We start from the raw sequence: 20,764 nt of genomic DNA, 5'->3' as shown, positions 1-20,764 counted from the left end.
GTATAGAATGTCGCATTAATCCAAACTGGAACCGGAACGTACATCATCAACAACATCGGACGTCATATGCGTCAGCGGGGGCCCATCCCGGCGAAGAGAGCGTCGAGGATCTGGTCGACATACGCATGGGTCAGTGGCTCCTGAGTGATCAGGAGCTGGAAGTACAGCGGGCCGGACAGGATCGCCATCGCCAGGTCGAGGTCGAAGTCGGGCGACAGCTGTCCCTGCTCGCGGGCCGTCCGCAGGCGGGCGACGGTCTTGTCGGCCTGTGGGGCGATGAAGCGCTCGTTGAGCGCGGCGGCGATCTGGGGATCGTGCTGCGCCTCGCCGATCAGGGCTCTGAACAAGGGGCCGAAGGGTGGCTCGGCCAGCAGATCGACGGCCGAGTGGATCTGGGCACGCAGGTCGGCCATGATGTCGCCGGTGTCGGGGTAGTCCAGGCCGGGCTCGTTCGGCGACAACAGGGAGTCGAGCAGTAGGGCCGCCTTGGATGCCCATCGGCGGTAGATGGTCTGCTTGCTGGCGCCCGCTCGGGCGGCGACCGCCTCGATGCTCAGTTTGGCGTAGCCGATCTCCTGGCCGAGTTCCAGCGTGGTCCGCATGATGGCCTCGGTCCGGTCGGCGCCGCGGCGGTGGGGCGTGTCGGTCATGCCGACACTCTATCCGTACGGAACGTTCCGTACTTGACAGCAGGCGGCCGCCTTGGGCATCATCCTATCGGTACGGAACGTTCCGTACGGATAAGAACGACCAGGTCACCCACCGTCCTCACGGTTCTTCACCTCACCATCGCCACCCTCACGGAAAGAAGATTCTTGCGTGATGCATGTTCCCGCCGACCCGACCGTGGTGCATCCCATGCCCGGGCAGCCCCGCTTGGTGCTGCTCAAGCCGCTGGTCACCTCGCCGCTGATCGAGGTCGGCGAGTTCTCCTACTACGACGACCCCGATGATCCGACCGCCTTCGAGACCCGTAACGTGCTCTACCACTACGGGCCGGAGAAGCTGATCATCGGCAGGTTCTGCGCGCTGGGCGAGGGGGTGCGGTTCATCATGAACGGCGCCAACCACCGCATGGACGGCCCCTCGACCTTCCCTTTCCCGATCATGGGCGGATCCTGGGCCGAGCACTTCGACCTCATCACCGGCCTGCCCGGGCGAGGCGACACCGTGGTTGGTAACGACGTGTGGTTCGGCTACCGGGCCATGGTGATGCCCGGCGTCCGCATCGGCCACGGCGCGATCATCGCCTCCGGCGCCGTCGTCGTGGACGACGTGCCCGACTACGGCATCGCCGGCGGCAACCCGGCCAAGCTCATTCGCCGCCGCCACAGCGACGCCGACGTCGATCGGCTGCTGGCCGTGGCCTGGTGGGACTGGCCGCTCCAGCTCATCACCGAGCACGTCCGCACCATCATGTCGGGCAGCATCTGCGACCTGGAGCAGGTCGCGGCCGCGCACGCCTGAGCCCCCTCCGCTGACCGTCCAGCACCAGAATCGAGCCATCAGCATGCCCGCTTCTCCCCACCCCGACCCGTTCGCCGGCTGGCTGGCCCGCCACGCCGCCCCGCTCACCCACCTTGACCCCGAGGCGCCGCTCGACGATCTGGAGCCGCTACGCGACCTCATCGGCGACGCGCGCGTCGTCGCGATCGGCGAGCACTCCCACTTCATCGACGAGTTCATCCGCCTGCGCCGGCGCCTGCTGCGCTTCCTGGTCGAACGCTGCGGCTTCACCGTCCTGGCCTTCGAGTACGGCTTCAGCGAAGGCTTCCCCCTCGACGCCTGGGCCCAGGGCCAGGGCACGGACGACGACCTGACGGCCCACCTCGCCGAGGCGGTCCCCGTGGGCGTCGGCGACCCGCTGCGCTGGATCCGCCGGCACAACGCCAAGGCCCCGCGGCCGGTGCGGTTCGCCGGCATCGACATCCCGGCGGCCGGTGGATCCCTGCTCCCCGCCCTGACCCCGGTCGCCGACTACCTGCGCCAGATCGACCCCGAAGCCCTCCCGGCCGTCCAGACGGCGACGCGGATCGCCGAATCGTTCGCCGGAACCTCCGCCGCCTCGGCCGCGCCCGCGTGGGCCCGCCTGCCCGCCGCCGACCAGGACGCCCTCACCGCCGCCCTGACCCGCCTGCTCATCCGCTTCCGCGCCGTCGCGCCGCTGTACGTCTCCCGCGGCGACCGGCACGCCTACGACATCGCCCTGCGCCGCCTCGAAGGCGCCTGCCAGGCCGACTACGGCTTCCGCGCCATGGCCGGCCTGTTCGCTGGAACCGGGCTGACCGCCGACACCTCGGCCCGCGACGTCTACATGGCTGGGTCGCTCCTGTGGCACCTGGAGCGCTGCGAGCCCGGCACCCGGATCGTGCTGGCCGCCCACAACGCCCACATCCAGAAGGCACCCATCTCCTTCAACGGGCAGCTCACCGGCTTCCCCATGGGGCAGCACCTGCACAACGCGCTCGGCGACGCCTACTTCGCCCTCGGCCTGACCAGCACCGGCGGCCACACCGGAGAAATGATCCGCGACGAGCAAGCGCGCTTCGGTTTCCGCATCGAGGACACCGCGCTACAGCCGCCGGAGCCGGGCAGCGTCGAAGCCGCCTTCGCCGGAGCCGGCCTCGGGCTCAGCATCGCCGGCCTTCGCCCGGCCCGCACACAGCTCGCCGCCACCGGCCCCGACCGCATCCGGCTGCAGAGCACCTTCCTGCACACCCCCGTCCTGGACGCCTTCGACGGCATCCTGCACACCCCGGCCTCCACCGTGGCCCGCACCCTCGAAGAAGGAAAAGCCCCGTGACCGACACCGATGTGATCATCGTAGGAGCCGGTCCCACCGGCCTCATGCTGGCCGCCGAGCTGCGCCTGGCCGGCGTACGGCCGCTGGTGCTGGAGCGCAAGCCGCACCGCCGCGACGTCCCCAAGGCCGGCGGCCTCGGCGGGCAGATCCTGCAACTACTGCGCTTCCGCGGCCTGCTGGAACGCTTCGAAGCGGCCTGCACCGGCCCCGTCCCGCCGCCCCGCTTCCCGTTCGGCGGCGTGCACCTGGACCTCACCCAGCTGACCGACCCGCCGCTGCACGCCCTGCCGCTCCCGCAACAACAACTGGAGCAACTGCTCGACGACCGCGCCGGCGAACTCGACGCCGAGATCCGCCGCGGGCACGAGGTGACCGGGATCAGCCAGGACGACGCCGGGGTGCGGGTGGACGTGCTGTGCCCGGACGGACCGTACCAGCTGAGCGCCCGCTACCTCGTAGGGTGCGACGGCGCGCGCAGTCGGGTGCGTGACCTGGCCGGCATCGGCTTCCCCGGCATCACCTACCCGGAGGTCAACCGGCTGGCCCAGGTCACCCTGCCCGACACGGTGACCGTGCTCGGCAACGGCGACCTCGACGTCCCCGGCTTCGGCACCATCCGCGCCGGGTTCACCCGCACCGACCACGGCCTACTCGGCATCGGCTCCTCGCCCGGCGCCACGAGCGTCTCCCTCTACACCATCGAGGACGAGAGCACCGAGTACGACGACGACGTCCCGATGACCCTGACCGAACTGCAGGACAGCATCCACCGCGTGCTCGGCGCGCACCTGCCCCTGGCCGGATCGACCCGGCTGTCGCGCTTCACCTTCAAGGCCCACCAGGCCGAGCACTACCGCAAGGGCCGCATCCTGCTGGCCGGCGACGCCGCCCACCTGTTCCCCGCCACCGGCGTGGCGCTCAACGCCGGCCTGCTCGACGCGGTCAACCTGGCCTGGAAACTGGCCGCCGACCTGCACGGCCAGGCGCCCGCCGGTCTGCTGGACACCTACCACACCGAACGCCATCTTGCCGGCGTCCGCACCATGCTGCACACCCGCGCCCAAGTGGCCCTGCGACGCGGGCACGACGCGGCCGCCGAAGCGTTGCGTGAGATGTTCCAGGAGTTGGTCACCGACGAGCAGCCCTTGCGCCGCATGGGAGCCATGGTCGCCGGCACCGACATCCGCTACCCGATGCCCGGCACCAACCCCCACCCCCTGACCGGCACCTTCGCGCCCGACCTCACCCTGCACACCGACCAGGGCGTGACCAGCGTCGCCGAACTCCTGCACCCCGCCCGGCCCATCCTCCTCGACCTCGCCAGCCGCCCCGACCTCCGCGAGATCGCCCAGGACTGGCGAGACCGCGTGGACATCCGCACCGCCAAGACCGACGAGCGACCCGCCGACGCCCTGCTGATCCGCCCGGACGCCCACATCGCCTGGGCCGCACCCATCGACGAACCCGACGGCACCGCCACGCCCTCGCTGCGTGAGGCGCTCTCCGCATGGTTCGGAACGCCTTCAAACATCGGAGAGAGACATGACAAGTAGACTCACCGAGTTGATCATCGACTGCCACGATCCGGAGCGACTCGCGGCCTTCTGGTGCGAGGTCCTGGACTTCACCGTGATCGACCGCAACGAAGGCAAGGTCGAGATCGGCTCCTGGAAGCCGACCGTCGAGCAGGTGCTGGCCCACCAGATGCCCCCCACCCTGCTGTTCATCCAGGTGCCCGAGGGCAAGACCGTGAAAAACCGGCTCCACCTCGACGTCAGCCCGATCGACGCCGGCACCGACGACGAGGTGACCAGACTGCTCGGCTTCGGCGCCGTCAAGACAAATGTGGCCCAAGGCCCAGACCGAAGCTGGGTGGTCATGGCCGACCCCGAGGGCAACGAGTTCTGCGTCCTGCGCACCCTGGCGGTGACGGACCACAGTTAGCTTCCCTGTTCCTGCCGCATCTTCGTCGGGTGGGTCGGTGTACAGGCCTCGGCTCGTACGACAGTCTCGCCGCCCACTCCGACCCGGTCACCATCGAGGTTGACGGCCATAGATTTTCAACGCTGCCCCGCTTGACCTCCAAGCAGGACAAAACCGGGAACCTTCTGGCAACAGCGGAACGGAGAGGAAACCTACGCAGGCGCGCTGATGATCGTCGCGGCGACCCCACGGTTCGCCAACCACCTCATGTACGTGATAATCGCCTATTATCACGTACATGAGCGATCACGGCGATGCGGCGACCAGGAGAACCCCTCGCCGGGATGGTGCGCGACTCCGGCACGTTATCCGGTACATCACCCACGCCGGCTCAGCGAGCATCGCCCGGCGGCCGGCATGAGCACGGCACCGAAAGTCTCCGCTCTGCGCGGCGGGCACGTCACGCTCGCTGCGGCCGCTGACGCATTCCTCGCCACGGCGCGCACGGCCAACCCCAACACCCACCGCGCCTACGCCTCGGCCATCGACCGCACCATCGCACTGCTCGGCCGTGACCGTCCGCTCGCCGAGATCGCCGACATCGAGATCGGCACCGCGCTCGCCGAACTGTGGGGTGCAAGCGCGCCGGCGACCTGGAACCGCAACCGCGCCGCCATCACCTCCTGGCTCGCCTGGTGCCAGACCAAGAAGCACTGGGCCGCCCCATCGGCCCCGGCCGAGGCCGAACGCCGCAAGGAGAGCGCCGACGAGACCCGCGCCGTGGCCAAGACCACGATCCACCGGCTGCTGTCGCGCCGCGACATCCCGCTGCGGGAGCGGGCGCTGTGGCGGATGCTGTACGAGACCGCGGCCCGGGCCGCCGAGATCTTGGCGCTGAACGTCGAGGACCTCGACCTGGAGCACCGCCGCGCTCCCGTCCGGTCCAAGGGCGGCGCCGTGGAGTGGGTGTACTGGGAGACGGGCACCGCCCATCTGCTGCCCCGCCTGCTCCGCCTCCCCGACGGCAGCGCACGCACCCGCGGGCCGATGTTCCTATCCGAACGGCGCCCAGTCCCGGCCCGTCGCCCGGCCGCCGCCGACATCTGCCCGCACACCGGCCGCGCCCGGCTCGGCTACGACCGCGCCCGCGTCCTGCTCGACAAACACGCCGGACTCGACCTGCACCAGCTGCGCCACAGCGCCGCCACCCACCTCGGCGAGGCCGAGATCCCGCTCCAGCTCATCATGGGCAAGACCCGGCACAAGAACCCCCGCACCGCCATGCGCTACGTCAAACCCGGACCTGAGGCCATCGCCAAGGTCACCGAGGTCCTGGCGCCCCGCCGCCGTACCCACTGATCAGGCTCAACGCGCCCGCGTGTACTTGGTGACAGCTTCCTTAACGACAAGCCAACTGAAGGTGGGGGCATTTTTGGGGCGTACGGTTGATGTATGGCGAAGTCTCGCCGGTGTCGGCAGTGCTGGCGGCCGTTGCGCGCCACGGCCAGGGCCGACGCGCGCTACTGCGGCGTGGCGTGCCGGGCGAAGGCCCGCCGAGGCCGCCTGTATTGGAAGAAGGCCGTCGCGGTGGGGATCGCCGCAGCGCGTGGCCTGCAGGACGAGATCGGGCGGCACTGCCCGGTCTGTGGCGCATGGTTCGTCCCCGGCGTGGACGTCCGCCGTGACACTGTCTATGACCGGCCGCGATGCCGTACGGCGGCCTGGCGCGCCCGCCAGCGCGCTGCCTGAAGCGGCAAAGCCGCTACGCGAAGCCGTCACCAGCACTACCCGTGTGACAGATACACGCACGCCTGCATGCATCTGACCTGGGAAATCGCAGAGAACGAAGATGCCCGGGAACACACCGACTGGTGCAGCTCTGCTGCGATCGGCGGGGCCTGCCCGATCGGAACTCCACCACTTCCAACGGAAAGGACAGCCTGGGCACTCTTCCGAACACGACTGGCCAGCCGCTAACAGAATGTAACGACGATTACAGAGAGCTACTTTGGGGCTGGTCGCGCGGACCCGAGTGGAGGGCCCTCTACCGCTAATTTCTGCACTCAGCCTCCTCGAAGGCCGGTGACGGCGAAGACGACGGCGACAAGGTCATCGGGACCGTCGAGCGGAACGGATCCGGACGAGCGTCATCCGGTGAGCATGCTGAACGAGCAGACCCAGCGGGGTCGTATCGAGGCGGTCGCCTGGACGGTGAACTCGATCGGCCCCTCGCACGCGCCGGACTTCACCGCGGCCGCCGCCACCCACCTGCTCGCCACCGGCACGCCGGTCCGCGGCCAGGGGAGCGGGGCCAGTAAAGCGGCCGCCCGGGCGGCGGCTGCGGCCGCGCTACTGGCCCGCCTCGACGCGATGTGACGGTGCCGGCCGCGGGCGCGGGTCGTGGTCAGAACTCGTCGTTGTCGAGCTGGCGGCGTAGCTCCTCGCGTTCGGCGCCGGTGATGCCGGTCAGCCACTCCCAGCGGGTGACCCGGCGTACCTTTCCTCGGGCCAGGTCGTGGGCCAGCACGATGCGGGAGGCTCGCCCCATCTCCTGCTCAGTGACGACGTAGGGGTTGGTCGCCTCCCACGCCACCTCGGCCCAGGAGGCGTGCTCAGCGATGTCGACGGCCGTACGGTAGGCCGAGCGCCGTACTCAGGGTGCCGGTAGGAACGCTGTTGTATGCCCGTATTGAGTCAGTCTGCGGGGGCGGTTTCGACATGGTGGTGGTGATAGGGGTACAGGTCCCTGCCGTGATCGATAACGGTGCTGCAGCGGTGCCGGACGATCTCGATCATCGACGCCGGGTCGAGATCCTCCTCCAGCCTGTGGTCCTCCGGCCTCAGAGCCGCCTCCACGTTGTAGTGCAACCGGCCGTCGACCAGGTAGTCGCGGCGAAAGTCGGTCGCCCACTGCGAGTTGCTCCCCCAGTCGTGCGAGAGGTCGCAGTACGGCCGTGACCGGCGCCGGTAGGTCCAGTACAGGGTGGAGCGGTCGGCGACCCCCGCGACCAGATGTCTCGCCCCGGCGGTGACGACGACTCCGGCCCGCATCAGCAGCATGGACCCGATCAGGTATCCGGGCCAGCGCTCCTCGACGATCGAGGGCGGCTCGTCGAGGTCGTCGGCCTGCCGCACCTCGACGATCTCGTGGAAGAACGGGTGAAACCCCCGTCGGGTGATCCGGGTCGCGCCCAGCGCATCGCAGAAGACGGGATAGACCTCGGTTGCGGGGAAAAGCGCGTCCGGGATCGGCCGGGCATCGTCAGGGGAGGTCTCCTGGTAGTTCATGATGAGCAGATCGAGGATGCGGCTCACGGCATACAGCCGCTGCAGCGGGCTGTACCCCTTTGGGGGCGGCTTGCCCAGAGCGATCAGGTGACTTTCGGGCCGACCCGCCTCCCGCACCTCCGCCACGTGTGCCGGGTGCTTCCGCAGCCACCGCAACAGCTCGTCGACCAGCCACCTCCCCCCACCTTCGTGGGTGTAGACGGTCTCAAACAGAGAACGCCAGTGGTGATCCGAGTAGAGATCATCGTTCATGCGCCCCAGGCTCTCGTGCGGGACGTTTGTCGGCATCCACCGGCAGGGGGACAAGGCCCTCCACTCGGGTCGGCGCCACCAGAGGTGTTGGTAAGAACCGTGACACCGGCCGCCAAATAGTTGATCTTGAGTGACGGCGGGACGGTGGCGGTCGGGAGTCTGCCGGGTCACCGCGCCCAGGGCACCGCCGCGGGGCGCCAGGTCGGTGGTGGCCTCGACGACGGCCACCGGGATGCTCCGGCCGCCTGGCGGACCGGCCCGCAGGACCCACGCGGCGGGACCGGCCCCACCCTGGCGCCCGCCTTAGTGCCCATCGCGGTGGACTGGCCGGACCCGGCGCTTGTATCAGCTCATGCAACTGACTGTCCGGAATCTGCTGGGCACCTCAGCTCTCGAAACTCCGTCTTGTCCGCTTCAAGAAGCGTGAAGATCTCCGCTGGTGCACGGTCCGAGAAGTGCGACAGCTGCAGGTCGCGTCGGCGTACCTGCGCTTCGCTGAACCGTAGGCATCGCAGGAAGATGACGGAAAGGCGATCGGCAGTACCTTCCCGCGATCGAATCATGCTCGTCGAGCATGCTCAGCACGTGGGCTGAGCGCCCGTGCCGGCGTCAGCTGTATCGCTCGACGAGCGCGTTGCCGATCGAGGCCAGGTGGTCTCGCACACCCGGGGGGCCGGTCACTTCGAGCCATTCGACCAGCCCGGCGAGTTCGCCGGCGAGGGTGTAGTCGTCGTGGCCGCGGATCACGACGTCGATGCGTCCGTCGGTCGTGGTGCCTCCGACTTCGAGTCGGTCGCCGAACCCGATCCGGAGAATGCCTATGGCGTGGGGCGCGCAGACGGCCTGGACCTCCAGAGGTGTTCGTTTGCGGTCGATCTCGTCGGCGATCTCGCGCCAGCTCTCGGCGAGGTCGAAGTCCTCGGGCCGGCGCACGGGATCGCCGGTCGGGTCGGCGGATGTCACGCGGTCGATCCGGAAGGTCCGTCGGCCGGTCTCGGTGTGGGAGACGAGATACCACGCCGGGCCTTTGGCGACGATGCCCAGCGGGTGGACGGTCCTCTCGGTTTCGGCGCCTTTGCTATCGACATAGCCGAGCCGCACCTGGACGCCGCGGATCACCGCGTCCTGGAGGTCGTCGAGGAAGCGAGGCGGTCGGTGCTCGACCCGGCTCGACCCCCATCGTCGCGGGTCCATGACCAAGGATGATGCTGCTGCTTCGGCTTGGGCGCGGAAGGGTTCCGGCAGGGCTTGGACGAGTTTGCGCAGGGCTGCTTTCACGGCCGGGGTCGCGGCCGAGGCCGGGCCGGCGACCAGGAACAGGGCGCGGGCCTCACCCGCGGTCAACCCGGACAGGTCGGTACGGGCGCCGCCCACCAGGCGCCAGCCGCCGCCCCGTCCTTGCGTGGAGTACACAGGCACCCCGGCCATGGCCAGGGCGTCGAGGTCGCGGCGGGCGGTGCGCTCGGAGACCTCCAGCTCCCGGGCGACCTCTGCCGCTGTCACCTGCTCGCGCCGTTGCAGCATGAGGAGGACGGCCACCAGCCGGTCGGTTCGCACGCCCACAAAGCTCCCACACAAACCGGTCATGAGATGACCGGTTTCGGCGCCAGGATGGCGCCATGACCTCAACCGATTTCCCCAAGCCCACCCTCATTCCGGTCAACGGTGTGGAACTCGAAGTCTTCGAAGCGGGCCGAGAGAACGCGGGAAGGCCCATCGTGCTCTGCCACGGCTGGCCGGACCACGCCTTCACCTGGCGCCAGCAGATGCCCGCCCTCGCCGCGGCCGGCTACCACGTCATCGCCCCGAACCAGCGCGGCTACGGCAACTCCTCCAGCCCGGCCGAGGTGACGGACTACGACATCGAACACCTGTCGGGTGACCTCGTCGCGCTCCTGGACCACTACGGATACCAAGACGCCACCTTCATCGGCCACGACTGGGGCGCGTTCGTCGTCTGGGGCCTGACCCTGCTGCACCCCACCCGTGTGAACAAGGTGATCAACCTGAGCTTGCCCTACCAGGAGCGCGGGGAAAAGCCGTGGATCGAGTTCATGGAAGACATGCTCGGCGGCGACTTCTACTTCGTCCACTTCAACCGGCAGCCGGGCGTCGCCGACGCCGTATTCGAAGACAACACCGCCCAGTTCCTCCGCAACCTGTACCGGAAGAACCAGCCGCCGCCGGAGCCTCAGCCGGGCATGGCACTGATCAACCTCGCCAGAGCGCAGACACCCCTCGGCGAACCCATCATGAGCGACAGCGAACTGGCCGTCCTCGTCTCCGCCTTCGAAACATCCGGATTCACCGGCGGCATCAACTGGTACAGGAACCTCGACCGCAACTGGCGCCTCCTGGCGGACGTGGACTCGATCATCCACCAGCCCGCCCTCATGATCTACGGCGACCGGGACCCGGTCGCGAGGCCGGAAAACCTGGCAGAGTTCGTGCCCAACGTGGAAGTGGTCTGCCTGGACTGCGGCCACTGGATCCAGCAGGAAAAACCCGAAGAAACAAACCAGGCCATTCTCAAATGGCTGGACAAGCGGAATGACGCCTAACGTCTCGTGATCCCAGCCTGCGAAAACGCCTGGCCACTGAGGGTTTTGGGCTCACTACCGGCAAGGCAGCTACCACCAGCCGCCAGCTGTGACTGATCCGCAGGTCAGGGCGATGGTGCTCAGGTCTCCGGGTTGTGGATGGTGGAGCGGCCAACGCTGTATTCGGTGGCGAGGTCGGCGAGGGAGACCTCACCTTCGGCGTAGCGGCGGCGGATGGAGCGGCGGGCGGATGCGGGGAGTTTGGGCTGTTTGCCCTTGAGCTTGCCGTTTTTCTTCGCCAGTGCCATGCCTTCGCGGGTGCGCTGGTGCCCGATGTTCGCCTCGAACTCGGCGACCATGGCGAGGGTCTGAAGGAACAGTCGGCCGAACGGGCCGCTTCAGTCGTGGATGGTCATGCCGACACCGAACAGGACGCCCCGGCCAGACAGGCCCGTCAGGGTGTCGTTGGCCTCGGCCATGTTGCGGGCGAACCGGTCGAACTTCGTCACGGTGAACACGCTGCTGTCCCAGACGGCAGCGAGGGCCTGGTCGAGGCCGTTCCGGTTACGGTGGGTGGCGGTAAGCCCTGCCCCATCGGCTCGCTAACGCCACTGGCCGCAGGGTTGCTGCTCAAGGCCCGCGACCGCAACACCAAGTAGTTACTCAGCGCTACACGCCACCTGGCGGTAGCTATACGAGAACAGGGCCCCCTCCGGAACCTCCAACAGCCCGAACAACGCTCGCGGCAACCCCGAATCCGCGCGAGACGCCTGCCGGGCCACCGTCGCGAACAGCCGATCGTCTGCCTGATCCCGGATGCCGGAGACCAGCCGCTCCAGCATCCTCACACCCGGCAGCAGCACCCGGTGTCGCCGCAACCACGCCGCCGACTGATCGAACAACGCCGTCGGCCCCTCCGCGTGCGTCCACGCCCGACCATGCAGGAACGTCAAGAACTTCTTCGCCAGGACCCGGCCCTCCCACGTCTCCCGCTCCTCGAAGCCATGGAAGCCATAGGCGTCCCGGATCATCCAGGCGTGCTCATACGCCGTCTTCGGCCGCACCCCGTACCGCTTCACCTGCGACGGATCCACGATCCCCAACTGCACAGCCAGGTAGTCCACCACAGGCCAAGGCACCGCCAGGGGGTCCTCCAAGACAGCCCCTTGTACCGGACCGTCCCGATCTGGATCGCCACGCCCAGACGATGCGCATCTTGCCGCGACTGAGCAATCACGTTCCGATCGAACGCATCCAGGAAGAAGAACTTCTCCAGATCCGCCAGGGACGGCAACTCCTCGAACTCCGAGTACGCCTTGACCTGATCGTCAGACAAAATCCCACCGGCATGACCCAAGACCGTAAGCCCGCCGCGTATCCCCAGGTAACGGGCGCAAATATGCCAGAAGTCCAGGCCCTAACCAGGAACGATCAACCCCACATCCCCACCAAGATCAATCTCAGCGCCAACGGCTGTTCCCAGGTTCCTCAACCCCGAGGATGCCCGGGGTGCCGTCCAGGTCCTCCAGCGGTGGCAACGGGGCGAGCAGCTGGTCGACCAGCTGCTCGCCGTGCTGGGCGCGCTCGGCCAGCGCTTCGGCGCGGGCCTGGGCGACCGCGGTCGCAGTCCGGGCTTCGTCGCGCTCGCCCTGGGCTTGGCGCACGGCCTGGTCTTGGTCGGCGAGTTCGGCGCGCAGCCCGGCGAGCTGGCCCGACAGCTCGGTGCGCACCTGGCCGGTCTCGGCGCGGGCCGCCTCAGCGTCCTGGTGTGCCTTCTGCCGGTCGGTCTCGGCGCGCTCGGCTCGGCTACCTGCGGTTTGCAGGTCGGCATGTGCCTGATCGAGAGCGGTGGTGCGCTCGGCCAGCGCGGTTTTCAGTGTGGCGATCTGCCGGTCGTGGTCGTCGGCTGCGGCCTTGGCCTGGAGGCGTTCGGCGTCCAGGACGCCTTGCGGGGGGCGGACTCGGTGGCGTCCTGCTGGGCGTGGGCACGTTCGGTTTCGTGCTCGCCGGCCGCGCGCCAGGCCTTGCGTTCGGACTCCTCGGCGCGCTGCTGCGCCTCGGTGGCTTTCTCTGCGGTCTTCTCGCTGGCGGCGATCGCGGCCTCGGCCCTGTCTTGGGCGACGGCGGCGCGCCGGCCGGCGGCGATGATGCGTTCGGTGGCGCGCTGTTCGGCGGCCACGGCGGCGGTGCGGGCCTCTTCGGCGGCGTCGATCTGGGTGAGCGCGCCAGTGGTCGCGGCGCTCAGCGCCTCGGTGAAGGCGGCCAGCTGGGTGCTCCACTGCTCGCCCGCGCTCAGCAGGTCGCCGCTCAGCGCGCCGATGCGGCGTAGCGCTTCAGTGACCGCCGGTGAGCGGCGATACACTGCGGCGGACTACGCGCTCAGCGGCCAGGCCCGGGCCCGCATCGCCGACGGCGTACCCGCCAACACCCGCCGCGCATATGAACGCCAATGGGCCGCTTTCTCCACCTGGTGCACCGAGCACGGCCGGGTCGAGTTGCCCGCCACCGGACACGCTGGCCCAATACGTCGAAACGCTGTGCGCGGCCGATTGGGCTCCGGCCAGCATCGAGCAGGCCATCGCCTGCGTGCGCACCATGCACCGCCTGGCCGGCCACCCCAACCGGCCCGCCACCGACGCCACCCGCCTGGCCCTGCGCGCCTACAAACGCGCCCGCGCCGAGGCCGGAACCCGTGGCCGGCGCGAAGCTCCACCGGTGGGCATCGACACGCTGCGTGCCATGGTCAGCGCCTGCGACCTGAACACTCGTATCGGCCTGCGCGACCGGCTCCCGCTGGTCCTCGGTTTGGCTCTGATGGGCCGCCGCTCCGAGCTCGTCGCCCTGACCTGCGACGACGTCCGCGAGGTCCCCGATGGGCTGAAGGTCACCGTCCGCACCTCCAAAACCGACAAGGACAGCCGGGACGAGACGATCGCCATCCCGCGCGGCAGCCACCCGCTGACCGACCCCGTCGCCGTCTGGACCGACTGGATCGCCGTACTCGCCGAGGCGGGGGAGACCCCCGGACGACTGCTGCGCCGCGTCGACCGGCACGGCGACCTCGGCCCCCGGCTGGGCGCCGACGCCGTCAACGTCATCGTCCGTGACCTCGCCGTCCGCACCGCCGTCTCCGGTGCGGACACTTTCACCGCGCACAGCCTGCGCGCCGGCGGTGCCACCGTCGCCTTACGCCGCGGGCGTCCCCGTCTCCGTCATCGCCAAGCACGGCCGCTGGGCCCCCCGCCTCCCCGGTCGTGTTGCGCTACATCCGCGCCATCGACCGCTGGCGCGACAACGCCATGCGAGGCGTCGGCCTGTAGTCCACCTGTAGGGTCTCAACGATCTTGGCACCGATCTGGCACATGTGCCAGATCGGTGAGACAGCCTTTCTGTGAGAGGGTGTCTCTGATCCCTCTGGCTTTGATCCTTTCGTGCATGGACCGGAGCTGGGATACCAAGATCCAGTCCTTGGTCTTGCCGGGATAGCTTGGCTTCCAGCGTCGGCCCGCCCCCGGGGGCGGTCGAACCTCGCCGGCGACCAGCCGGCTGGCCGGTCGTCGGACAACGTGTCGGCTATGTCAATCGGTCGTGCTGGCGTGCACGGCGATGATTCGCCAGCCGTGCGTCTCGCCGTATAGCCAAGTACGGGTGTAGCGCATCCTGGCCGCGAACGGCGCACCGGAGACGGTTCCTTCGACGGTGCCGAGAAACCACGTCACCCCGGTGCGCCCATCGGCGAGCACGGTCAACTCCTCCTCGGCCACCCTCGTCACCACCTGTGCCCGAGTGCGGTGCAGCTCCAGGTCGTCCGCCTTGGTCGCAACGTTCGCACCGAAGGTAAAGATCAGCCGATCATCCAGCAGCCGATCCAGCGCCTCGACATCTCCAGCGAGCTGCGCGGCCTGGAGTCGGCGCTCGGCGTCCCGCAAGTCCTCCATCATGAGGTCCACCCTCCCAGCCAGCGCCGTATCCGCGCCAGGACGTTCACGCTCGGCTGATCTTTGCAGTCCGATCCAGGGACTCCGATCGTCGGTGAGTGGGTGTCGGGTTTAGAAGGCTTCCCGACAGGCCGTTGAAGTGGTGCGCGGCCCGGAAAATCAGACCGTCGCGAGTTCGCCGCAGGCTGCGGAACCACGAGCGAGCACATCCGCTACATCCTCGACGAGCACCCCGTCTGACCATCAGTCCCCGCAGGTGAGGAAACCGCCATGATCGTGAGACAAGCGGCTCACCACATCAGTGAGACAGTGCGGAAACCCGCAGGTCACGCAAGATCAAGATGTCACGAAGACTGAGACCCTACAACGCAAAACCGGACGACACCCCTGGCCTTCATCGGCCAGACCAGCCAAAACATGCTTGTGACCTGCACCGGTCCGCGTGTTACCCGTTGCCGCCAGCTGGAGAGAGGATCTCGTCGCCGAACGCGAGAGCTGAAGCGAAAGCCGACCCCTGCGCATCGCGGGGACTTCTCTGAGCGTCCCTGAGACGCTCACGCCTTTCCGCCGCGGCGGCCGTCGACGCAGGAGAATGCCTCTCCCGACACCGTGCCCACCCCCAGCCCAAGGGGGTCGGGTATCGAATCTGACTAGGTGAAGAGACGGACATCCGAGCCGACGGACCATCCGTCGCCGGCAGAGGCGTCACTGACATTCTGATGACGATTTCCATTGACAGCAGATGACGAACCCCCAGGTCAGAGCATCTTTCTCCTCGTCAAGCCGTCCCGAAAACATCACGTGACGTCAGTGCCGTCCGACCTGTCCTGCGCCGTTATGTCAGTGCAGAAGCTCTGTGCTGACATAACGGCGAATCCCGCCACCGTCGCCTAGGCCGTCATCGCTGAGCCAAGCCGCGCCCAGGTCATGGCCCTGCGCTAGGCCGACGGCCGCCAGCGTGACAACGCATCCTGCGCAACGCCGACCTGTACCCCGCAGACGCCTCCTTCTGCATGCTGCGGCCTCAGAGAAGATCATCAGCAGCCGAAAAGTGCCCTGACCTGCGCACTTGAAAACTGCCATGAAACTGTCAGTGAAGTTTTTTCATCCTGGCTGCTTGGTATAGCGGGTCCGTGCGGAACGGTGTCCCAAGTGAATCTTGCGGGAGCTTGCAGCGGCGTGATCCACCGGCTGCGACTGGCCCGAGGGGGTCACAGACGATGGATCCTGCTCACCTCGGTTCGGGGATGACTCCGCACAGGTAGGTGGACGCCTCCAGCAGCTCCGGTGTCAGCGTGATGCCGGTGAGATGCTCGGCCAGGAGGAACGCCGGCCCGTCGCTGGGGTAGAGGCATCTGTAGTCGGCGTCGATCCGCTGCATGGTCTCCACGACCTCGTCCGGTACCTCTTCCAAGTAACCTTCATCAGCGATGAAGCTGAACCGGATCTCTCCATCCTCGCTCCAGTAGAAGTACTCGACGCCTTCGACGTCGCGGAAGTGGGAGACGAGGCGGGTTCCCGCCGACAACGAAGTGATGATTTCTTCATCGGTGCCGAGCCCGCCGTTGGGCTCAACGATGAACACCCAGTCGCCTACGGCCGTGGCGCCGAGAAACGCGGTGTCGTAGCTGTTCCTGTGGCGAGTCTCGATCAGCTCCTCAAGCGTCATGGGCGTGAAATCCTCCGGCCGGCCACCGAGCCGGACCACCAGTTGCTCGGGTGTCAGGCCGCGGACGTAGGTGAAGCAGTAGGCCTCCGCCAGCTCGGGGAAGCGCTCGTAGGAGAACCAGGCATAGTCACCAGGGGTCGCGATCATTTCGTCATGCTCGCAGCGCCGACCGACACAATGAACCTTTTCATCCTCAGGCGGGCTGTGCGACGCGGTGGTTTTGAAGGACGGCGATGGCCTTGCACAGGTGGCCGGCCTTGCCAGGGCTGCAGCGTAGCTTACGGAGGATCTTCCAGCTCTTCAGCTGGGCGTTGGCGCGTTCGCCGGGTCCGCGGAGCTTGGCGTGGGAGCGGTTGGCCTGTTTCTGCGACGCGGGCTTGTCCTTGCCCTTGTACGGCGTGGCGACCGGGCCCTCAGCTCCCTGATACGCCTTGTCTGCCAGGGTGATGATTCCAGCCTGCTCCAGCGCACGCAGGATGCCCCAGATGCGGGCGGCGCCAGATCACGTGCCTTGCCCGGCAGGGCTCCAGAGGTCCACAGGATCGTCCCGTCCGGCGAGGCGATGACCTGCACGTTCATTCCATGTACGCGGTGCTTGCCGGAGAAGTACGGTCGGTCCTGATCCGGTCAGTGCGGATCAGCGTGCCGTCCAGTACCAGGTAGTGCAACCCGTTCCGCTGGGCCTTGCGCAACGCCTGGCCGAGCTTGGGCGAGCGCGCCGACAGCAACGCCACCGTCTCCTCCACGTACCGCCACGCGGTCGCTGTCGACACCCCGAACCCTGCGCCGAGTTCGACCCTTGCGCAGGTAGACCAGCACCAGCAGAGCCTGTTGTTCGGGGTTGAGCCGCCGCCAGGCCGACCCGATCGCCTTGTGGTGCCGGCGGATCAGGCCGGCGACGTAGTTCAGCGTTGAACGCGACACGTCGACAGCAGCACGATAGAACAGCATGCGAAGCCCTTGGTTGCAACGGACATGATTGCGGCGATCAACCCGTCTAACAGGGGTTTCTCTAAGTCGTCAGGCGAATACCGGCCTTGCGGTCATGCTGTGACCAGCAGTTCGCCACCAGGGGATGAAAAAGGTTCAGGGGCCCGCCCCGAAGTGTGGACACCGGTTGTTATGCGGCGAGCAGCACCTTATCGGGGGTCTGCTGCTCGTAGTCGATCGGGCTGAGGTAGCCGAGGGTGGAATGCCTCCTGCGGGTGTTGTATCTGGTGATCCACGTGAAGACGGCCAGGCGGGCCTCGCGCGCTGAGGGCCAGCGCTTGGCGCCCTGCAGCGTCTCGCGTTTCAAAGTGGCGTTGAATGCCTCTGCCGCGGCGTTGTCGGCGCTGGTGCCGATGGCTCCCATGGATCGGCGCACGCCGAGCTCGGTGCAGACCTCGGCGAACTCGGCGGAGGTGTACTGGGTCCCGTGATCGGCATGGAAGATCGCGCCGTGCAGGCTGCCCCGCGTCGCGGCGGCCGCGCGCAGCGCGTCGGTCACCAGCTCGGTGCGCATGTGATCGGCGATCGACCAGCCTGCCAAGCGGCGTGTATGCAGGTCCAGCACGGTCGCCAAGTACAAGAACCCGCCCTCGCCGACGGGCAGACATAGCGCCGATTGGGTGCGGGCGCGGCGAAGTCCCGCTTGATCAGGTCTGGCACCTTCTGATGGGACGGCTCGGGCACGGTGGTGCGCACCTTCTTGCGCAGGTGCAGCCCGACGATACCGAAGCGACGCATGAGGCGTGCGACACGCTTGTGGTTGACGTTGCGGCCTTTACCGCGCAGTTCGGCGGTGACGCGCGGGCTGCCGTAGGTGCCGTCGAACTCCTGGTGAATCTGCTTGATCTCCTGCGCGAGCGCGGCATCGGCCGCGGCGCGTGCCGCCCGGGCGGGCGCGGCCTTGAGCCATCGGTAAAAGCCGGAGCGCGATAGTCCCAGCACCCGGCACAGCCGCTTCACGCCGAAGGCGCCCGCGTGGTCGGCAACGAACTGGAAGCGGTTCAGGACCTGTAAGACAATTACTGCTGGTTTCGGTGCGACTTCAGTGAGTGGTGTGCTAACTGGCTTTCCATGGCGATGTCGGAGACGGGCTTGGCGGTCCTGGATGTGAAGTTCGCGGCTGTGCTTCCGCATCTGGACGAGCGGCAGCGCCGTTTGTATCTGGCTGCTGAGGCGGATGCGCTCGGGCATGGCGGGATCGCGGTGGTGGCCAGGCTGGCAGAAGTATCGGAGTCGACCATCACGCGGGGACGTCTCGAGCTCGCGGGCGGTGCGCCGGTGTTGAGACGGGTGCGCCGTCCTGGTGGTGGACGTAAGTCGGCTGCTGAGCGGGATCCTGGTCTGGTTCCGGCGCTCGAGGCGTTGATCGAGCCGCGGGAGGTCGGTGATCCGGTTTCTCCGCTGCGCTGGACCACTGCCTCACTGCGGGACCTGGCCGGAGAGTTGACCGAGGCGGGCCATTCGATCAGCGCCCCGGCGGTAGGCGATCTGCTGCGCTCGATGGGATTCAGTCTCCAGGGCATGGCCAAGAAGCGTGCCGGCAGCCAGGTTCCTGACCGCGATGCCCAGTTCCAGCACATCAACACCAAGGTCGAGCAGTTTCTGGCTGAGGGCTTGCCGGTGGTGAGCGTGGAGGCCAAGAAGAAGGAGCCGATCGGTGACTTCGCCCGGGCCGGCCGCACCTACCGGCCGAAGGGGAACCCGATCACGGCCCCAGATCACGACTTCACCTTCGCTGATACCCCGGTCGCGATCCCCTATGGCGTCTATGACCTGGGCCAAGACGTCGGCTGGGTGAATGTGGGCACCGACCGCAACACCGCGGCGTTCGCGGTGGAGTCGATCCGCCGCTGGTGGAACCAGCAAGGCCGAGATGGCTACCCGGACGCGACTCGGCTTTTGATCACCGCCGATTCCGGAGGGGCGAACTCTGCTGACTCCCACCTGTTCAAGAACGACCTGGCCGACTTCGCCGACGAATGCGGGCTGGCCGTCACCGTGCTGCACTTTCCGCCCGGGACATCGAAGTGGAACAAGGTCGAGCACCGCTTGTTCTCCCGCATCACCCACAGCCTGCGCGGACGGCCCCTGACCAGCTATGAGGTGCTGCTGCAGAGCATCTCGGCAACCCGCACCAGTACCGGCCTGACCGTCAGCGCCGTCCTGGACGAGGGCGACTACCCCACCGGCCGCACCCTCACCAAGGAGCAGCGCCAGGTACTCCTGCAGCGCGTTCAGCGTGACGACTTCCACGGCGAGTGGAACTACACGATCGCGCCCTACGATCCCAGCACGGCGCCACCAGCCGAGCCGCAACAGGCGAAGGCGCCCCCGATCCCGGCTGAGGGCACTTACCTGCTCACCCACCCCGCTCTGACCGGCATGTCCCGCGACCAGTTCGACCGGCTCGTGACCGAACTCGAGCCCTGGCGCCAGACCCTGGCCGAGGCCGAACGTGAGAAACGCAAGGGCATCAACCGGCGCGGATACAACCCCGGGTTCGGGTTCCTCGACCACCAGCACCGCGTCCTGGCCGCGGTGCTAAGCCACCGCAACACCGTCACGCTCACCCTGGCCGCCCGGCTACTCGGCCGAGACTGCAACACCCTCAGCTACCACGCCCACCGGACCAGGCCCCTGCTGGGCTTCGCCTCCCCCGACCTGGCCGCAATCCTCGCCCAGCCCCGCCGCCGGACCCGCCCGCCCCGCTCGATCGAGGCCCTCCAAAACGAGATCACCGCCTACGAAACCAACATCAACTCGGGCAGTAGTTAATTGACGGGTCCTCACCAGTTCGTCTCGCCCGCGAAATACTTGGCCGCCCGGCGCAGGATGTCGCGCTCTGTCTCCAGCTCCCGGATCCGGACCTTGAGCTGCTTGTTCTCCTCTCCCAGCACGTCGTCGGACGATAACGGACCACTCGCCGCTCTCTTGGCCGGGCCCTTTTTCTTCGCCCCGGCGATGCCGGCCGCACGAGCCTCCTTCACCCATAGGCGCAGGGTCTCGCGGTTGATGCCCAGGTCCCGGGCCACCGACGCGTACGTCCGCGCCGGGTCAGACAGGTACAACGCGACGGCGTCCGCCTTGAACTCCGGCGGATACGACTTCATCGCCACGTGGAACTTCCTTGTCTCCGGATCTTCATCATCCGGCACTCAAGGTGTCCACACATCGGGGTGAGGGCCCCACCCTCCGCGGCTGCCGTCGGGGCGGTCGCCGGTCGAGCCTGGCCTTGGCCCATCGACGTCAGCCGCTACAACCGCCGGGCCGAGCTGACCGCGTAAGAGTTACAAGCACTGCGGGAACTGGACTGGCAGGTCCGACGGCGCCGTGGCTACGATCCTGACCTGCCGCAGTGGCG

The 20,764-nt window shown here is 67.8% G+C and carries 18 protein-coding genes and 5 pseudogenes; 10 read left to right on the top strand and 13 right to left on the bottom strand.

The features are described from left to right. Positions 1-71: 71 nt before the first annotated feature. The gene (locus tag ACFQVD_RS08890) at positions 72-650 is read right to left on the bottom strand and encodes a TetR/AcrR family transcriptional regulator (RefSeq protein ID WP_343971146.1); all 579 of its coding nucleotides are present in this window, start codon (positions 648-650) and stop codon (positions 72-74) included. A gap of 172 nt (positions 651-822) precedes the next feature. On the opposite strand from ACFQVD_RS08890, the gene ACFQVD_RS08885 reads away from it, so the two are divergent. The 7 genes from ACFQVD_RS08885 (at position 823) to ACFQVD_RS08855 (ending at position 7,102) form a co-directional block, all read left to right on the top strand. Further along, a complete protein-coding gene (locus ACFQVD_RS08885; RefSeq protein ID WP_343971379.1) occupies positions 823-1,467 on the top strand; it encodes a CatB-related O-acetyltransferase in 645 nt (214 codons plus the stop codon). A gap of 43 nt (positions 1,468-1,510) precedes the next feature. After that, entirely contained in the window at positions 1,511-2,803 is a 1,293-nt protein-coding gene (locus ACFQVD_RS08880) for an erythromycin esterase family protein (RefSeq protein ID WP_343971149.1), read from the top strand. Continuing rightward, positions 2,800-4,356, top strand: a complete 1,557-nt coding sequence (locus ACFQVD_RS08875; protein ID WP_343971152.1) for an FAD-dependent monooxygenase — start codon at positions 2,800-2,802, stop codon at positions 4,354-4,356. Before ACFQVD_RS08880 ends, ACFQVD_RS08875 begins: the two co-directional genes overlap by 4 nt. Then, positions 4,346-4,747, top strand: a complete 402-nt coding sequence (locus tag ACFQVD_RS08870; RefSeq protein WP_343971156.1) for a VOC family protein — start codon at positions 4,346-4,348, stop codon at positions 4,745-4,747. The genes ACFQVD_RS08875 and ACFQVD_RS08870 overlap by 11 nt, the downstream gene beginning before the upstream one ends. A 396-nt stretch (positions 4,748-5,143) precedes the next feature. After that, positions 5,144-6,085, top strand: coding sequence for a tyrosine-type recombinase/integrase (locus ACFQVD_RS08865; RefSeq protein ID WP_343971159.1), 942 nt, complete (start codon positions 5,144-5,146; stop codon positions 6,083-6,085). 93 nt (positions 6,086-6,178) lie between these two features. After that, complete coding sequence (locus ACFQVD_RS08860; RefSeq protein WP_343971162.1) at positions 6,179-6,475, top strand: hypothetical protein; 297 nt, start codon at positions 6,179-6,181, stop codon at positions 6,473-6,475. Positions 6,476-6,880: 405 nt separating this feature from the next. Then, the gene (locus tag ACFQVD_RS08855; protein WP_343971165.1) at positions 6,881-7,102 is read left to right on the top strand and encodes a hypothetical protein; all 222 of its coding nucleotides are present in this window, start codon (positions 6,881-6,883) and stop codon (positions 7,100-7,102) included. Between the two features lie 28 nt (positions 7,103-7,130). On the opposite strand, the gene ACFQVD_RS08850 is transcribed toward ACFQVD_RS08855, so the two are convergent. The 3 genes from ACFQVD_RS08850 to ACFQVD_RS08840 form a co-directional block, all read right to left on the bottom strand. Then, entirely contained in the window at positions 7,131-7,319 is a 189-nt protein-coding gene (locus tag ACFQVD_RS08850) for a hypothetical protein (protein ID WP_343971168.1), read from the bottom strand. A 101-nt stretch (positions 7,320-7,420) separates the two neighbouring features. After that, positions 7,421-8,266 (bottom strand): hypothetical protein, encoded by an 846-nt coding sequence (locus ACFQVD_RS08845; RefSeq protein ID WP_343971171.1) that lies wholly within the window; start codon positions 8,264-8,266, stop codon positions 7,421-7,423. Positions 8,267-8,875: 609 nt separating this feature from the next. Continuing rightward, complete coding sequence (locus tag ACFQVD_RS08840; RefSeq protein ID WP_343971174.1) at positions 8,876-9,823, bottom strand: helix-turn-helix transcriptional regulator; 948 nt, start codon at positions 9,821-9,823, stop codon at positions 8,876-8,878. A 62-nt stretch (positions 9,824-9,885) separates the two neighbouring features. Here ACFQVD_RS08840 and ACFQVD_RS08835 point away from each other — a divergent pair, with 62 nt between their 5' ends. Further along, entirely contained in the window at positions 9,886-10,827 is a 942-nt protein-coding gene (locus ACFQVD_RS08835; protein WP_343971177.1) for an alpha/beta fold hydrolase, read from the top strand. Between the two features lie 119 nt (positions 10,828-10,946). Here ACFQVD_RS08835 and ACFQVD_RS08830 read toward each other — a convergent pair. The 4 genes and pseudogenes from ACFQVD_RS08830 to ACFQVD_RS08815 form a co-directional block, all read right to left on the bottom strand. After that, positions 10,947-11,378 (bottom strand): annotated as a pseudogene (locus ACFQVD_RS08830) (recombinase family protein); the annotation flags it as partial. 87 nt (positions 11,379-11,465) lie between these two features. Next, positions 11,466-12,100: pseudogene (locus ACFQVD_RS08825) on the bottom strand (DUF4158 domain-containing protein). 166 nt (positions 12,101-12,266) lie between these two features. Beyond that, on the bottom strand, positions 12,267-12,536 hold the full coding sequence (locus tag ACFQVD_RS08820) for a hypothetical protein (RefSeq protein ID WP_343971186.1): 270 nt from the start codon (positions 12,534-12,536) through the stop codon (positions 12,267-12,269). 143 nt (positions 12,537-12,679) lie between these two features. Beyond that, a complete protein-coding gene (locus ACFQVD_RS08815) occupies positions 12,680-13,168 on the bottom strand; it encodes a hypothetical protein (RefSeq protein WP_343971189.1) in 489 nt (162 codons plus the stop codon). Positions 13,169-13,392: 224 nt separating this feature from the next. Here ACFQVD_RS08815 and ACFQVD_RS08810 point away from each other — a divergent pair, with 224 nt between their 5' ends. Further along, positions 13,393-14,292, top strand: a complete 900-nt coding sequence (locus ACFQVD_RS08810; RefSeq protein WP_343971192.1) for a hypothetical protein — start codon at positions 13,393-13,395, stop codon at positions 14,290-14,292. Between the two features lie 92 nt (positions 14,293-14,384). On the opposite strand, the gene ACFQVD_RS08805 is transcribed toward ACFQVD_RS08810, so the two are convergent. From ACFQVD_RS08805 to ACFQVD_RS08790, 4 genes and pseudogenes are all read right to left on the bottom strand, one after another. After that, a complete protein-coding gene (locus ACFQVD_RS08805; RefSeq protein ID WP_189143089.1) occupies positions 14,385-14,747 on the bottom strand; it encodes a nuclear transport factor 2 family protein in 363 nt (120 codons plus the stop codon). A 1,228-nt stretch (positions 14,748-15,975) separates the two neighbouring features. Then, positions 15,976-16,560, bottom strand: coding sequence for a DUF6461 domain-containing protein (locus ACFQVD_RS08800; RefSeq protein WP_343971201.1), 585 nt, complete (start codon positions 16,558-16,560; stop codon positions 15,976-15,978). A gap of 46 nt (positions 16,561-16,606) precedes the next feature. Continuing rightward, positions 16,607-17,364 (bottom strand): annotated as a pseudogene (locus ACFQVD_RS08795) (transposase family protein). Positions 17,365-17,533: 169 nt separating this feature from the next. Next, positions 17,534-18,414, bottom strand: a pseudogene (locus ACFQVD_RS08790) (IS3 family transposase); the annotation flags it as partial. A gap of 60 nt (positions 18,415-18,474) precedes the next feature. Between ACFQVD_RS08790 and ACFQVD_RS08785 the strand changes: the two are divergent. After that, positions 18,475-20,178, top strand: a complete 1,704-nt coding sequence (locus ACFQVD_RS08785) for an ISAzo13 family transposase (protein ID WP_386270813.1) — start codon at positions 18,475-18,477, stop codon at positions 20,176-20,178. On the opposite strand, the pseudogene ACFQVD_RS08780 reads toward ACFQVD_RS08785, so the two are convergent. After that, positions 20,158-20,519 (bottom strand): annotated as a pseudogene (locus ACFQVD_RS08780) (transposase); the annotation flags it as partial. The gene ACFQVD_RS08785 and the pseudogene ACFQVD_RS08780 overlap by 21 nt on opposite strands. Between the last annotated feature and the right edge of the window lie 245 nt (positions 20,520-20,764).

The organism is Streptosporangium amethystogenes subsp. fukuiense (genome assembly GCF_042665875.1).
Lineage (GTDB): Bacteria > Actinomycetota > Actinomycetes > Streptosporangiales > Streptosporangiaceae > Streptosporangium > Streptosporangium fukuiense.
The sequence above is the reverse complement of the archived record's forward strand: the minus strand, read 5'-3'. Positions and strand labels throughout refer to the sequence as shown.